Below are 15,758 nucleotides of genomic sequence, written 5' to 3'. Positions count from 1 at the left end.
TTCAAAAAAACTACTAACTATTTAGTTATAGTTATTTTTTTTAATAGCTTTAAGTGATGAAAAACCTCTCCTTAACACTATCGCTTTTTTTGGTATCGTTATGCTGCCTGGCACAAAATACTATAACCGGCCGCATTATAAGCCAGGCTGATACCAAACCTGTAGCCAATGCCAATGTTTTTTTGAGTAATGCAACCATAGGCGACCATACTGCCGCCAATGGCACATTTATCCTGGCCGGCATAAAGCCCGGCAAATACCAACTGGTTGTGTCAATTGTAGGTTATGACACTTACACCCAGGATGTGATTGTAACCCACACCAATATCGATTTGCAAACCATCACCATCTTCCCAAAATCCATCGGGCTTAAAGGGGTTACAATAAAGGCAAAAGCGGGGGCCGACGCAGACAGACCCCGCTACCTGGCATGGTTTACCAACGAATTTTTGGGCAGTTCGGACCTTTCAAAAGAATGCAAGCTGTTAAACCCCGAATTGCTTGATTTTAACTACGATAACGCTAACAATATACTTACAGCAACATCGGTTGATTTTTTAGTTGTACAAAATGATGCGCTTGGCTACAGGGTAAAATATCTGCTTAAAGATTTTACGCTGGCATTTGGTGAAGAAGAAGCGCGCACATTCAGTTACTCGGGATCGGTATTGTTTGAGGCTATGAAAGGTAGTCCTGCGCAGCAAAAAGAATGGCAAAAGCGCCGGCAGGAAGTATTTGAAGGTTCGCAGATGCACTTTTTACGATCAGCAATTGCGGGCACCCTCGAGCAGGATGGCTTTAGGGCTCTGCGTTTGCCCGCTAACCCGCAACGCCCCGCCGATAGCGTGATAGAGTTAGGCCTGAAGGTAAGCGAGATATTAAAAAACGATAAAAAATACCGCGATTCGCTGGCATACTGGAAAAAGAAAGCCGCGCTCCCTAAAAACATTGATAAACTGGATATGACTCCTCTAAAAAAAGAAGACATAATTACCGGACCCAACAAACAGGGCATATACACGCTCAATTTTAATGGTAACGCCTATTTTATCACGTATAATAAATACCATCGCTTTAATCGCAGTGCACGCAGCAAACTTTCCGATCCGGAAAATAAAGACAATACGCTGGTGAACTTTAACCACCCACGGTTATTGTTTGATGCCAACGGCTCTGTGATTAACCCTAACGGGTTGGTTTACGATGGCGTTTGGGTGCGGGGCCGCCTGGCAACTTTATTGCCGCTTGATTTTGAGCCACTGCAAAACAACACGGCGGGTGAAATTGACAGCGCGCTGGTAAAAAATATTACAGCGAAAGTTAACGCCTACGCCACAAACCACGTTCCCGAAAAGGCCTACCTGCATTTCGATAAACCTTATTATGCAGCGGGCGATACCATGTACTTTAAAGCTTATTTAACCGTTGGAGATAACCATTCCCTGTCGCACTTAAGCCGGATATTATATGTTGATTTGATAAACACAAACAACAAAATCAGTACCTCGCTAAAATTGCTGGTTACTGACGGAGTGGCCTGGGGCGATATTGCCTTACCACGCACCCTTGCTAAAGGCAGCTACCGGGTGAGGGCATATACCCAATGGATGCGAAACGAGGGCGATGCTGCTTTTTTTGATAAAACTATAGTCATCGGCTCGAGCTTAGCTGGCGGTCCGGCTACTGCCCAAATAAAACCTGCTGCTGTAAAACCCGACATTAAGTTTTTTGCCGAAAGCGGAAATCTTATTACCGGCATATCGGGAAAGATAGCCTTTAAGGCTGTTGGCGGAGGCGGTTCAGGTGTTGATGTTAAAGGCGTAGTATTTGACAGTGACAATAAAGAAATTGCAACATTTGCGTCCTCGCATTTGGGGATGGGGGCATTTAATTTAACCCCGGCAGAAGGTAAAACCTACACCGCAAAAGTAACTTATCCCAATGGCGTGCAGGATGTAATTGAACTGCCCAAACCCAACCCGAATGCCATAACAATGGCCTTTACCGACCTTGGCCGGTTGTACTCAGTAAAAATAAATAGCAGTAAGCAATGGTACCAGCAAAATAAAGGGAAAAGCTATACGCTGATAGTTTATTCAGGCGGCATACCACAAAGCTTTACCATAAAGCTGGACAACCCGGAAGTTAGCCTGGATGTTTTGAAAAGAGATTTTCGCACCGGCATAGCAACGGCCACCCTGTTTACGGCAGGAGGAGAGCCCCTATGTGAACGTTTGCTTTTTGTTCAAAATAACGACCAGCTAAAATTAGATGTCAGTACCGATAAAGCGACCTATGGTGCCCGTGCAAAAACAGGCATAAAATTTAATGTAACAGGCGGCGCCGGAGACCCCGCTTCGGGACATTTTTCGGTAGCAGTTATTGATGAAACGAAGGTGCCTGCCGATGACTACAACGAACCGGGTATTTTGGGCAATATATTGTTAACATCCGATTTAAAAGGATATATTGAGCAGCCCGGCTATTACTTTGCCAAACCCAATGAAAAAACTGCCGCAGACCTTGACCTGGTAATGCTTACCCATGGCTACCGGAATTTTGAATGGAAAAAAATAATGGCTGGCGATCCGGCTGGTCCTTATCAACCCGAAAAAGGACTAACGCTTAGCGGTATCGTGAAATTTAATGGTAAACCGTTAAAAAATGGCAAGGTAAAATTGTTTAGCCGTTCGGCAGGCGGATTGATCCTGGACACGCTATCAGATGACCACGGCAGGTTTGTTTTTGATAACCTTACGTTTGATGATACTACAAAATTCGTATTGCAGGCCCGCACCCCGAAGGACCAGAAAGAAGTAGATATTAAACCCGACAGCGCATTGGCTTCGCCCGGCATTTCTTTAAAAGACCTGCTGGACACGCAACAGGAGAACGTTTCGGTATACGAAAAAAGCAGCAAGGCGTTTTTGGATGAACAGGACAAAAATGGCATCAATAAAAGCGTACATATGCTAAAAGAGGTAGTGGTTAAAGATAAAAAGCTAAACCCCCTCGAACATTCGCAAAACCTTAACGGTGCGGGTAATGCCGACCAGGTTATAACCGCCGAGTGGTTGGAAAAATCGGCCGACCTTACACTTTTTGATGCTTTGCGGGGCAAGGTGACATCGGTGATTTTTACGCCCAATCATAAGATGCGCTCAGATCGGAGTATGGAAGGAATCGACGCTAAACACCCGCCCAACTATATGCTGGTGATAGTTGACGGTATGCCTCAGTTTAATAGCGATGAATCGCAATTGCTTTTTATACCACGTGGAATTTTAGATGACTACAGCCCCTCAGACATTGAAAGCGTGGAGGTATTACTTGGAGCGCACGCCGCCGCGATATACGGAAGTGTTGCTACCGGCGGGGCAGTTATTATTACTACCAAACGTGGCCGCGCGGTAAATAATTATTATAAAGAGTCGCCGGGAGTTATAGCATTTAAGGCCAATGGTTTTTATAAAGCCAGGCAGTTTTATATGCCCAAATATGAACATACCGACACCAACGCTGCCAAAAAAGATTTGAGAACAACCGTTTATTGGAACCCAGAAATCCCGACCGATAAAAGCGGCAATGCCCAATTAGATTTTTATAATGCCGACGGTAAAGGCAGCTACAAAGTAGTTGTTGAAGGCATTGATGCCGAAGGCAATTTAGGCAGGCAGGTTTTCAGGTATAAAGTGGAATAGTAACGTCTTACTTTTCAAAGTACAAAAGTTGCACCGTTTCCCCATCAAAAACAGCATAGCTACAGGCGGTCACCCATTCGCCAAGGTTTATGTAGCGGCTTTTATCATTTAGTTTGATATCCAGCGGCAGGTGGCGATGACCGAATATAAGATAGTCGTAAAAATGAGTTTGCAAAAGTTGATTGCAAAAATCTACCAGCCATTCCTGTTCACCAGGCTTATTGTCTTCTTTGCTCAAGTTAACTTTCCGACTGTGCCTCGACCAGTAGTTGGCAACCCCCACGCCCAGGTTTGGATGGATGCGGGCAAAAAGCCACTGGCAAAGCTTGCTCCGAAAAATGCCCTTTAAAAATTTGTAAAACGTATCGCCGGGGCCAAGTCCGTCGCCGTGGTGCAGGTAAAACTTTTTGCCGTTACGCTCAATCTCCAATTCGTTGCTGATGATGGTTGCGCCAAGCTCCTGTTCAAAATAATCAAACATCCACATGTCGTGGTTGCCCTTAAAAAACCAGAGTTTTATGCCCGCATCGTTCAATTCGGCCAGCTTGCCTAAAAAACGGATATAACCCTTGGGAACAACTGTTTTATATTCAAACCAAAAGTCGAAGACATCTCCCATTAAAAACACTTCGGCCGCATCGGCTTTAATCATATCCAACCAGCGCACCAGGCGGTCTTCGCGCTCGCGGCTGCTGGGGTAAGTGCCGGTGCCCAAATGAAAATCGGAAGCGAAATATAATTTATTGCGGATAGCCATTATGGCTGTAAAAATAAGCTAATAATATTTAGATGTACAAACGCCTGGCAACAGGCCGCAGCATCGTTTAAAAAAAAATAGCCCACGCAAGGTGGGCTAACTAAAATAATTTATAGCCGCTCCATTTCAAGAGCGGATAAATTCGAAAAATATGCCGGGCGTTACCCCAAACAGCATGGTGAAAAATGATTTTGCGCCCCAGCAAATCAAGCCATTAATAAATGGCAAAGGTTTTTATTTACGATGCAGTATTTAACTGCTGATTGTTAAATGGATTGGCTTGTTCGCACACTTGGTTTACAAGGTCGCGTGATAATGGTTTGGTCATAAATGAATTAACACAGGCATATTTTTTCGATTGAAAAACATCAGCCGTGCGAATTGATGAGCTCATGATATGCACCCGCACATTTTTATGAGCATCCGCGTTAAAGCTTTCCAACTTGTCTAAAAACTCCCAGCCGGTTAGCTGTGGCATATCAAGGTCAAGCAGTATTACATCCGGCATGGTGCCGCTGTCTTTATTTTCTTCTAAATAATCTAAAACCAATCTGCCATCAAAAGTGTAAGTAGCTTGCTGGCAGTTATAATTATTATGCAACAAGCGCTGCATAATATAGTGATCTGTCGGGTTGTCATCAATTACTACAAGTTTGCACATGATAAATAGATTTAATGGTTGCTAATATAAGTATTTTAAAATTAACGTGTTAGCTATTGATGGTTTTTGTAATAATTTAGTTACACCGTTTTTTAACAATACTACTGACCTAGATAAGGCAATAGGCATGCCACATAATTTTTAAAGATTTATAGCTGATTTTTATTGTAGCGAAAAAGTAATTTTACTATTGATTAATAATTTAAGCGCCGTGGGAATAACGAGACCGCGATTTGTGGAAAATTTGGTGCACGTATTGGGGATTAAATTGGCGATAGGCCAGATTTGTTGTGCCAAAAAACTCCGCCGAACCAATACACTTCAAAAAATCGTCATTGCGAGGAACGAAGCAATCGTTACTCAGGACAGTCACGAGTCTTTCTTTTTGTGGCGACCAGGAAGTCGGTTTACAAGTCGCCACAAAGTTATTGTTCCGGGATTAGCATGTGCAGAGATTGCTTCGTTCCTCGCAATGACGAGCGGAGAATGGGTCAATTTTACTTCGATGCCAACTCGTTTGCTATTGATTTTGCACTCTCTGCCAACCGGATAAATTCCGACCGGTAACCTTCTTCGTCGTTCCCTTTGGCGCCTTTGGCCAGGCTGATAGCCTGTGCATAGGTTGATTGCTGTTTAAATTGCGAACCACGCAGCAGCATCCCAAACTCGGCAACAGCGGCAGCAAACCTGAAATCGACAGTAGTGGCCTCCAATGCCCTTGGACTATCTTTTATAGATACCTGGCTTAACTTACTGGTTGCCGAATCAGGGTCTTTATACCTGAATTTGATGGTCATCATTTCATCTGATGATTTATCTACACTGACAGGAAGCGCTTTTTGATACTTTAACGGATCCACACTGCCGGCATAGTCGTCCTTTATCCCGGCAGGTACAATTTCATACAAGGCGGTCACGGTATGGCCAAGGCCCATATCGCCGGCATCTTTTTTATCGTTATTAAAATCCTCTTTGGCCAGCATACGGTCCTCGTAACCCAATAGCCGGTATGCCTGTACTTTCGCCGGGTTAAATTCAACCTGCAGCTTCACATCCTTTGCAATGGTAAACAAGGTGCCGCCAAATTCGCTAACCAGGGCCTTATGTGCTTCGGTAATGTTATCGATATAAGCATAATTCCCATTGCCTTTATCGGCAAGGGTTTCCATTTTACTGTCTTTATAATTACCCATGCCAAAACCCATTATCGATATGGCAACTTTGCTGTCGCGTTCTTTAGTTATCAGCTTTTCCATATCGCCATCGCTTGACGGGCCGACGTTAAAATCGCCGTCGGTGCACATAACAATGCGGTTGTTGCCCCTTGCCATAAAATTCTCCTGGGCAATTTTGTAGGCCAGCTTCAGTCCTTCGCCCCCGGCAGTGGAACCACCTGCGGCCAGGTTTTCGATGGCATCATTGATGGTTGATTTTTTGTCGCCGCTGGTAGCAGGCAGTACAAGCCCCGCATTACCCGCATAGGCCACAATAGCGACCCTGTCCTGAGGCCGCAATTGTTCAACAAGTATTTTCATTGATGATTTTACCAACGGCAGTTTATTGTCCTGGAACATTGAGCCCGATACATCGATTAAAAACACCAGGTTTGAGGATGGCGGTTTTTGGGCATCGATAGTTTTTGCCTTAAGGCCGATGCGTAATAACCTGTGTTTTGCATTCCACGGCGCGGAAGATAATTCGGTATGTATTGCAACCGGGCCGCCATCGGTTGGTGCAGGTAAGTTATAGTGAAAGTAGTTTATCATTTCCTCAATACGCACGGCATCGGCAGGAGGCATTTGCCCCTGGTTAATAAAACGCCTTACATTGCTGTATGAGGCGGCATCCACATCGACAGAAAAAGTAGAAAGAGGTGCGTTTTTAACCGTTGTGAATGCGTTTTCGGTAATACCGGCATAGCTTTCATCGTCATCATCGCGTTTGGTTACCACAGTTTTATAGCTCTTGTCTTGTATTTGCGAGAAGGGCCTCGAAATTGTTTGTTTTTCAGAATGTGCGGGGGCAGCTATATAGCCAGAATAATCCTGGTCTTGCACAGACCCATATCCGACTACCACAACCTCATTCAATTGTTTCGCATTTGTTTCAAGATAAACCGTTAACGTATCTGTTTTTCCTAGTTTTACTGTTTTACGATTGTAACCAACGAAAGCAAAAGCCAGGTTTTTGGTACCGTCGGGCACTTTAATCGTAAATTCACCCTGATCGTTTGTTACCGTTCCAATTGAGGTGCCAGGTACCGATACCGATACGCCTGGCAAAGCAAAGCCGTCATCTTTTGAATAGACAGTCCCCGTGATGGTGCGGGTATTGCCATGCTTAAACCCTGTTAAGCCGGCAAAAATTAAAATAATTAATAAAAGCTTTTTCATAATGCGTTTAGTTTTACTGATGATGCTGTAAAACACACATTTCCATAAGCCATTTAAAAAAATTAATTTTACCACCCCGTAAATGAATTTTTTTAGGAAACCAGTTAAGCTAACCGATGCAGACGATGATAAACTGCTAACCCTTTACCGCCAAAGCGGTGATTTGCTGCATTTAGGTAAACTTTACGAAAAACAAATGCCCCTGGTGTTCGGTGTTTGTTTAAAATACCTGAGAGATGAAGAGCAGGCCAAGGATGCCGTTATGGGGATTTTTGAAGAGTTGACGGTAAAAGTTAAGCAGCACGACATTAAACAGTTTAAAAGCTGGCTGTACGTGCTTAGCCGCAATTATTGCCTTATGCAGCTGCGTGCCGGTAAAAAGATGGAAGTAATTAATTTGGATGACGTTATGGAATTTTCATTAATTCTGCATCCTGATGATAACAACCGCGAGGCAGCAATGCAGGCGCTTGAAAAATGTATGGAGAAATTACCGGTCAATCAAAAACAAAGCGTGAGTTTGTTTTATTTAAATGAAAAGTGCTACAAAGAAATAACTGAGCTTACGGGTTTTACCCTTAACGAAGTGAAAAGCTTTATACAAAACGGTAAACGCAACCTGAAAATTTGTTTGGAGAAGAACAGTGAGTAAACACGAGGCCGACATATTGCTGATAAGGAAGTACCTTAACGGGGAGCTTGACGCCCGTGCTATGCACCAATTGGAGGCCCGCGCACAGGATGATCCTTTTTTAATGGACGCCCTTGAAGGTTATGAAAGCTCGGGCCGCGACCAGCAAAATAATTTAACTGACTTAAGCGGTCGCTTACAACAACGTGTTGAACGCAAGGAGCGCCGCATTATCCCATTCAGGTGGTTGGCTATTGCAGCATCGGTATTGGTGGTGTTTACTATTGGATGGCTGTGGTTAAGCAATAGACCCAAACAATCAGTAATCCCGGTAGCGAAATTAGAAAAGCCCCCTGTTAAGACACCGCCAGTACAGCCATTGGCGAAAGATACCACCAGTGCCAGGCAATTGGCCGAGAATATTCCGGCACCAGCAGCACCAAGGCGTATAACTACCGTTAGGCCTGCCGGAGCAGCTGCACCTGCTTCGCCTGAAATAATAGCAGCCGAAAGAAACGATGTACTGAAAGAAGCCAGGATAAATAAGGACGCCGCCGCAGAGAAAGACACCACCCCGTTAAATGAAATGGTGGTAATGGATTATAGCTCGAAGAAGAAAGCGGCGCCTATTGACACCGGATCCGCAGGATACTTCGCTAATTATACGAACAAGCCGGCCGCAACTACCGACCAGGTGCTGAAAAGCCAGGCGCTGGGTGTATCAAAAACAACTGCAATATCGCCATTCAGCTCTGCCCAGCAGCGGCCTATTATATTGCAGGGCCGTGTAATCGACAATAACGACAAATCGCCGCTACCAGGTGCATCTGTAAAAGTAAATGGTAAAAACTATGGCGCGCTTACCGACAATAACGGCAAATTCCGGATAAAGGTAGACAGCCCAAAATCAAAGGTGGAAATTGGGTTTGTGGGCTATAACACAGTGAAGGTAGATGCGCAGAAAAGCGATTCACTAAAAACCATTGCGCTTGAGCCAAACAACAGCGCGCTTGCCGAAGTGGTTGTGATGAACAGCAACCAGGCTACATTAAATGCCCGCCCATCGGATGGATGGGTTAGCTTCAATAAATATCTAAAAGAAAATGCCACATCACCCGATGGAAAAAAGGGCATGGTAAAACTGTCGTTTATGGTCGCCGCAGACGGCGGCATTAGCGAGGTAAAAGTAACCCGTGGGTTAAGCACTGCGGCCGACAAAAAAGCCATTGATTTAATTAACAACGGCCCTAAATGGAATGGAAACAGCAACGGAAAGCCACAACTGGTTAAGCTGAATGTAAGGTTTGGGGATAGAGATTAGTTAATTAGAGGTTGGAGATTAGGAAAAAATCGCCGACTCGTTTTGGAATAAATTCATCACTGGTGAACAACAGGGTAAATTCCTCCTAATCTCTAATCAACTAACCTCTAATCACTATTTCTTATTCCTGTCAGCATAAGCAAATACCTTTTGCAGCAACGGCGACGTACGGGCGCTGATATTTTTGCGGATGTTTAACTCCTCAAGCGCAATTTCATAAAACAAGCCGTCGATCGCCTTTTGGGTAACGTAGGCGCTGATGTCGGGGTTAACCCTGGTAACAAACGGCACTTTGTTATACTCGTTTGCTGCATCGCCATAGTATTTTGTTGCACCAACTTTGTTAAGGCTGTTTTGTATAACTGGTTTAAATGAGGCCGTTAGTTGCAGGGTGGTTGTACGCTTAAAATATTGAGTGGCTGCATCCTGGCTGCCCAGCAAAATGTTGGCTACATCAGTAAGCGTCATTTGCTTAATAGAATTTATAAAAATGGGCTTGGCCTGTACGGCTGCATCTTCCGCGGCGCGGTTTAGTGACAGGACTACGTTGTCGCACAATTTCCCCAGGCCAATGCTCCGCAAAGTATTTTCAACTTTTCGCGCCTCGGGCGGGAAAAGGATTTTTACTGCAGCATTCGCAAAAAAAACCATCGACTGCTGAAAGCTGGTTGGAGCTTTTTGAGGTACCAATTTGTAGGGCCTCTTTTAAGCCGTTGCCTATTTCAATGTTTGTGGGATTGCCTGATGTAGCAGCACCAACGCCTGCCTGGGCAATCTGGTTAAGAGAATCACAACTTGATAATGTTATAATTATAGCCAGGAAGGGGATTAATAGTAGCTTTTTTTTCATTGCGATAATTTGAAGTGTAATAATTTTCACCGACAGAACGGGCAAATTTCCTGCCCCTGCCGGTGTTGCAACCAACAAGTGTTCCGACGATTTTGTTTGCCAATCAGAGCGAATGTTCTAATCTCTAATTAACTAATCAACCAATCTCTAATCACTATTTCTTCTTCTGATCAACAAAGGCAAATACCTTTTGCAACAGCGGGGTACTGCGGGCGCCAATATTTTTGCGAATGTTCAATTCCTCTAAAGCAATTTCATGAAACAAACCGTCGATAGCTTTTTGCGTTACGTAGGCGCTGATATCCGGGTTCATTTTGCTAACAAACGGAATTTTATTGTATTCGCCTGCTGCCTGGCCATAGTATTTTGTGGCGTTGGTTTTATCTAAACTGTTTTGAATAACCGGTTTAAATGATGCAGTTAACTGGTCGGTAGTGGTCTTTTTAAAATACTGCGTGGCTGCATCCTGGTTGCCCAGTAATATGTTCGACACATCCTGCAGCGTCATGTGGGTAATAGCATTTATGAATATCGGTTTGGCCTGTTTGGCTGCATCTTCGGCAGCCCGGTTAAGCGACAGGATAACATTGTCGCATAGTTTACCCAAGCCGATGCTGCGCAACGTTTTCTCGGCCTTTTGCGCCTGTGGCGGGAAGAGGATTTTTATAGCGGCGTTGCCAAAATATCCATTTAATGCCGATAGCTGGTCTGAGCTTTTTGCGGTACCTTGCTGCAACGCTTGCTTGAGGGCTTTACCCATATCTAACGACGATGGGATGGGTAGTTGGACAGCTTTTGCCGGCGTTGAGTTAACAGGCGCGTTGTAACTTGATAATATAAAAGACAACGTTAATACGGGGATTATTAGCAGGGCTTTTTTCATCGCAAAAGTTTTATGGGTAGTTAGCAAATAGCATTTATCACTGCCAAATTAAACAAATTTTGGCAGAAAGGCTATTTAACAAAAATCCGTAACAGGGAAAATACACCCGCAGCAATCAATGCAGATATTGGTATGGTAATAACCCAGGCCCAGATAATGTTTATGGTTAAGCCCCAGCGTACAGCCGAAAGGCGTTTTGTTAAACCAACACCTATTATTGAACCCGTAATGGTATGGGTAGTTGAAACCGGTATACCAAAGTGCTCTGTAAAAAACAAAGTGATGGCGCCGGCAGTTTCGGCGCTTACGCCTTCGAGCGGTGTAATCTTGGTGATTTTCGACCCCATGGTTTTTACTATCTTCCAGCCGCCCGACAAAGTGCCAAGCGCAATAGCAGAGTAACAAGCCAGTGGTATCCAGTCGGGCATGGTATCCCCGGGTTTTATTATTTTGGCAGTTACAATAGTAACGTATAAAATGCCCATTACTTTTTGCGCATCGTTACCGCCGTGGGCAAAGCTTAGTGCTGCAGATGATACCAGTTGCAGTCTTTTAAACCAGCGCTCTGCGGCGGCCGGCCTTGAATTTTTGCATATATGTAATATCAAAAGTGTTACAAGGTATCCCATTACCAGGCCAATTACCGGAGCTAAAACAATATATGCCAGTATGGTTAGTATATAACTCATGTTTACGGCATTTAAGCCGCTTACACCCATGTATAAAGCATTGGTGATGCCGGCACCGGCAAAGCCACCGATAAGTGTATGCGACGAGCTTGAAGGGATACCAAACCACCAGGTTATTAAATTCCACGAAATTGCGGCTACCAGCCCTGCCAATATTACGTGAAGGGTAATATAATTTTCGACAACAATTTTTGATACTGTTTTGGCAACTTTATGGTCTTTTATAAAAAAGTAAACTAAAAAGTTAAAAAAAGCCGCCCACACAACCGCCTGGAATGGGGTTAATACTTTGGTTGATACAATGGTTGCAATGGAGTTTGCCGCATCGTGAAAACCATTGGTGTAGTCAAAAATCAGCGCAAGGCAAACAATAACAACAAGGGTAGTAGTAATCATTTACTTATGCGTTTTTAACTAAAATTGATTCCATTACATCAGCTGCATCCTCGCACATATCTGTAGCGGTTTCTAACGCCGATAAAATTTCTTTGTATTTGATCAAACGGATAGCGTCTTTTTCATATAAAAACAGGTCAGCTACAGCGCGGTCGAACACGTAATCTGCTTGGTTTTCAACGCTGTTTATCCTGATACACGAGTCGGCAATGGCGCGCACGTTTTTAAGATCTTTCAACTCGCGCACAGCCTTTTCAAGGTCGATGCTGGCCTGCAGCGTAAGCTCTGATAGTTTGCGGATGTGCTCGTTATAATCGTCAATGCGGTACAGGTTCATGCGGTTTGCCGCTCCCTGGATGTAATCGGCAACATCGTCAATAGCCGACGCCAGCGCATGAATATCCTCACGATCGAACGGTGTAATGAAGTTTTTGCCAAGCTCCAAGTGTACCTGGTGAGTTATTTCGTCGCCCTTGTTTTCAAGCTTGTCAATCTGTTTAAACAGTTCTTCGCGGGTAGCCGCGTTATTTGAATTTACAGCCTCAACCAATATGGTTGCCATGGTTACAACGTTGTTTGCTGCCTGTTCAAATAACGGAAAAAATACCTTTTTATCCTTTGGTACAAAGTATTGGAAAATGCTGTTTAGTGACATAACTTAACATGGGTTTAGGCAAAGGTAACTTTGCAATGTTAAGTTAATGTTAATTTTTTAGATTTGGTATGTTAGGTAAATGTAAAGTCTGCTTTGAGCGCTGTAGTGTAAAACCGAAAGTTGACCCCAATCCCTCGGTGCTCCGTACATTGATGGTTTGTTCATGCGCCTCAATAATATGTTTAACAATTGCAAGCCCTAATCCAGAGCCGCCTATCTGCCTTGAGCGACTGGTATCGGTGCGGAAAAAGCGCTCAAAAAGACGCGGCAGAAATTTTTCTTCTATGCCAATGCCATCGTCAGTAACCTCAACCAGCACCTGGTCGTGCAATTCAAAAAGGCTTACTGATGTGTTGCCTTCTTCATTGCCGTATTTAAAGGAGTTATCTATCAGGTTAACCAAAACCTGGCGTATTTTCTCGCGGTCGGCATTTACCAGTATGGGTTCGTCGTATTTTTGTTTAAATATCAGTTTAATGTTGTGTTGCCTCGCCTTAAGCTCAAACGACTCAAAAACCTCTTTTATTAAGTCATTTATTTTAAAACGGGTAAGGTTAATCGGTATCTCACCCGATTCTAGTTTTGATATTTCGTCCAGGTCTTTTATAAGATAGCTCAAACGGTCAACATTTTTGGCTGCCTTCGCCAAAAACTGCTTAGCCATGTCTTTATCCTCAAAATCATCATCTTGCAGCGCCTCGATATATCCTTGTATAGCAAACAGTGGTGTTTTAAACTCGTGTGATATGTTTGACAAAAAATCGCGGCGAAATTTTTCCTGCTTACGCAATTCGTCAATCTCGGTTTTCTTTTCTTTAGCCCATTCCTTTACTTCAGTTTCCACATCATTAATCGGGTCGGCGCTCATGTGTTCCCCGAGAGCATCACGCAAATCGCGGCCAAGCTTCAGGTTATGGATCAGTTTATAAATCAGCTTTATTTTTGAATAAACGTATTTTTCAATCAGGTAATAAAAAACCAGGAAGCTTGTAATTATGGTGATGAAGAACGTAAGTGCTACGTTATACCAGCTATGTTGAAAATAGTAATTTACAGCAGAAAGTGTAACGGCAACCGCTGCCGCATTGATTAAAACAAGTATGCGAAGTTTCATAATTGTAAATATACGATTAGTGGTTTGAGATTGAAGATTAGAGGTTAGTTATTAAATTGTTAAGAAAGGGGATGATACCCGGTGCCCCCCGGCCTCGTCACCCCAAAAACACAATCCGACTTTCGGACTTCCGGTCTTTCCGACTTTCGGACTATAAACCTATCTTTGCCCCACTATGTCTGATAAAAAAGTTAGGGTACGTTTTGCGCCGAGTCCGACCGGTGGTTTGCACCTGGGCGGGGTACGCACGGTGCTGTTTAATTACCTGTTCGCCAAAAAGACCGGCGGCGATTTTGTTTTAAGGATTGAAGATACCGACCAAAGCCGCTACGTTGAGGGCGCCGAACAATATATTTTAGATTGCCTGGAGTGGTGCGGGCTAATACCCGACGAAAGCCCGGTTGCCGGCGGCCCGTATGCGCCTTACCGTCAAAGCGAACGCAAAGCACTTTACCGCGAATATGCTGAGAAATTGGTGCGGGAAGGCCATGCCTATTATGCATTTGATACGCCCGAAGAACTGGATAAAAACCGCAAGGAAATTCCTAATTTTCAATATGGACTTGCCTATCGCGATAGCCTGCGTAACTCGTTGTCACTAACAGAGCACGAGGTAGACCAGTTGCTTGATGCGCATACGCCACATGTTATCCGCATAAAAATGCCTGCCGATGACCGCGTGAGCTTTAACGACATGATACGTGGCCATGTAAGCTTTGAAACTAACCAGGTTGATGACAAGGTTTTGCTTAAGGCCGATGGCATGCCTACTTACCACTTGGCCGTTGTGGTTGACGACTACCTGATGAAAATTACACATGCGTTCCGTGGTGAGGAATGGCTGCCAAGCGCCCCTGTACATTTACTGTTATGGGAATATTTAGGCTGGAAAGCCGACATGCCACAATGGGCGCACTTGCCATTGATATTAAAACCCGACGGCCATGGCAAATTAAGCAAACGCGATGGTGCACGCCTGGGTTTCCCTGTGTACGCCATGAACTGGTTCGATGAAAAATCAGGCGAGCTAACTCCTGGTTTCCGCGAACTAGGCTTTTTACCTGAAGCATTTTTAAACCTGCTGGCAACGCTTGGCTGGAACGACGGAACCGACCAGGAAATATTTTCGCTGGATGAATTGGTGGATAAGTTTTCTTTAGAACGCGTAAGCAAAGCCGGTGCAAAGTTTGATTTTGAGAAAGCTAAGTGGTTTAATTCGGAGTGGATTAAGAAGTCGGAAGCCGGAAGGCTGAAGTCGGAAGTCAGAGCCGTGCTGGAAGATAAAGGTATTGTTATAAATGATGATGCTTATCTGCTGCAGGTTATTGATAAAGTTAAAGACCGTTGTGTGCTGTTGCCGGATTTTTATCACCAGACTGCTTACTTTTTTGAACAGCCTAAGGAGTACGATGTAAACTCGGTTAAGCCGAAATGGACAGATGCCAAAACGGATTTCTTTAAAGCAGTTATTAATTTAATAAATACTACCGAAGCATTCGAACCCGTTGAATTTGAAGCGGCCTTTAAAGCACTTGCTGAAGAAAAAGGCATTAAAGCAGGCGAACTGATGTTGCCGTTCCGTATAATGCTGGTAGGTGGCAAGTTTGGTCCGCATGTGTTTGATATTGCGGTAATACTGGGCAAGGCCGAAACTATTAGCAGGATTGAAAAGGCGCTAACTGTTTTTAATGCATAAATTTTTGTATT

At 44.0% G+C, this 15,758-nt stretch carries 12 protein-coding genes; 4 read left to right on the top strand and 8 right to left on the bottom strand.

The features are described from left to right. Window positions 1–56 precede the first annotated feature (56 nt). Window positions 57–3,701, top strand: a complete 3,645-nt coding sequence (locus Q0R52_RS10675) for a carboxypeptidase regulatory-like domain-containing protein (protein WP_295794642.1) — start codon at window positions 57–59, stop codon at window positions 3,699–3,701. Window positions 3,702–3,708: 7 nt separating this feature from the next. Here the strand turns inward: Q0R52_RS10675 and Q0R52_RS10670 are convergent, their stop codons facing one another. The 3 genes from Q0R52_RS10670 to Q0R52_RS10660 form a co-directional block, all read right to left on the bottom strand. Continuing rightward, entirely contained in the window at window positions 3,709–4,458 is a 750-nt protein-coding gene (locus Q0R52_RS10670) for a UDP-2,3-diacylglucosamine diphosphatase (RefSeq protein WP_295794641.1), read from the bottom strand. Between the two features lie 238 nt (window positions 4,459–4,696). Beyond that, window positions 4,697–5,119 carry a response regulator gene (locus Q0R52_RS10665; protein WP_252793587.1) on the bottom strand — a complete coding sequence of 141 codons (423 nt, stop codon included), beginning with the start codon at window positions 5,117–5,119 and terminating at the stop codon, window positions 4,697–4,699. A 497-nt stretch (window positions 5,120–5,616) separates the two neighbouring features. After that, entirely contained in the window at window positions 5,617–7,512 is a 1,896-nt protein-coding gene (locus Q0R52_RS10660) for a von Willebrand factor type A domain-containing protein (protein ID WP_295794640.1), read from the bottom strand. A gap of 82 nt (window positions 7,513–7,594) precedes the next feature. Between Q0R52_RS10660 and Q0R52_RS10655 the strand changes: the two genes are divergently transcribed. Both Q0R52_RS10655 and Q0R52_RS10650 read left to right on the top strand, forming a co-directional pair. Further along, window positions 7,595–8,164 (top strand): sigma-70 family RNA polymerase sigma factor, encoded by a 570-nt coding sequence (locus Q0R52_RS10655; protein WP_295794639.1) that lies wholly within the window; start codon window positions 7,595–7,597, stop codon window positions 8,162–8,164. Continuing rightward, on the top strand, window positions 8,157–9,464 hold the full coding sequence (locus tag Q0R52_RS10650) for a carboxypeptidase-like regulatory domain-containing protein (protein WP_295794638.1): 1,308 nt from the start codon (window positions 8,157–8,159) through the stop codon (window positions 9,462–9,464). Before Q0R52_RS10655 ends, Q0R52_RS10650 begins: the two co-directional genes overlap by 8 nt. Window positions 9,465–9,578: 114 nt before the next feature. Here the strand turns inward: Q0R52_RS10650 and Q0R52_RS10645 are convergent, their stop codons facing one another. From Q0R52_RS10645 to Q0R52_RS10625, 5 genes are all read right to left on the bottom strand, one after another. After that, complete coding sequence (locus Q0R52_RS10645; protein WP_366520884.1) at window positions 9,579–10,154, bottom strand: DUF4197 domain-containing protein; 576 nt, start codon at window positions 10,152–10,154, stop codon at window positions 9,579–9,581. Window positions 10,155–10,468: 314 nt separating this feature from the next. Further along, entirely contained in the window at window positions 10,469–11,197 is a 729-nt protein-coding gene (locus Q0R52_RS10640; RefSeq protein WP_295794637.1) for a DUF4197 domain-containing protein, read from the bottom strand. Window positions 11,198–11,268: 71 nt separating this feature from the next. Beyond that, window positions 11,269–12,282, bottom strand: coding sequence for an inorganic phosphate transporter (locus tag Q0R52_RS10635; RefSeq protein ID WP_252793582.1), 1,014 nt, complete (start codon window positions 12,280–12,282; stop codon window positions 11,269–11,271). A gap of 4 nt (window positions 12,283–12,286) precedes the next feature. Then, window positions 12,287–12,937 carry a DUF47 family protein gene (locus tag Q0R52_RS10630; RefSeq protein WP_295794636.1) on the bottom strand — a complete coding sequence of 217 codons (651 nt, stop codon included), beginning with the start codon at window positions 12,935–12,937 and terminating at the stop codon, window positions 12,287–12,289. A gap of 49 nt (window positions 12,938–12,986) precedes the next feature. Next, window positions 12,987–14,051: an ATP-binding protein gene (locus Q0R52_RS10625; RefSeq protein ID WP_295794635.1), complete on the bottom strand. Its 1,065-nt coding sequence runs from the start codon at window positions 14,049–14,051 to the stop codon at window positions 12,987–12,989. A gap of 175 nt (window positions 14,052–14,226) precedes the next feature. Here Q0R52_RS10625 and gltX point away from each other — a divergent pair, with 175 nt between their 5' ends. After that, complete coding sequence (gene gltX, locus Q0R52_RS10620; RefSeq protein ID WP_295794634.1) at window positions 14,227–15,747, top strand: glutamate--tRNA ligase; 1,521 nt, start codon at window positions 14,227–14,229, stop codon at window positions 15,745–15,747. Window positions 15,748–15,758 lie beyond the last annotated feature (11 nt).

This window comes from Mucilaginibacter sp., assembly GCF_025359345.1.
Classification (GTDB): Bacteria; Bacteroidota; Bacteroidia; order Sphingobacteriales; family Sphingobacteriaceae; genus Mucilaginibacter.
This window is presented reverse-complemented; position numbering and strand designations above follow the sequence as displayed.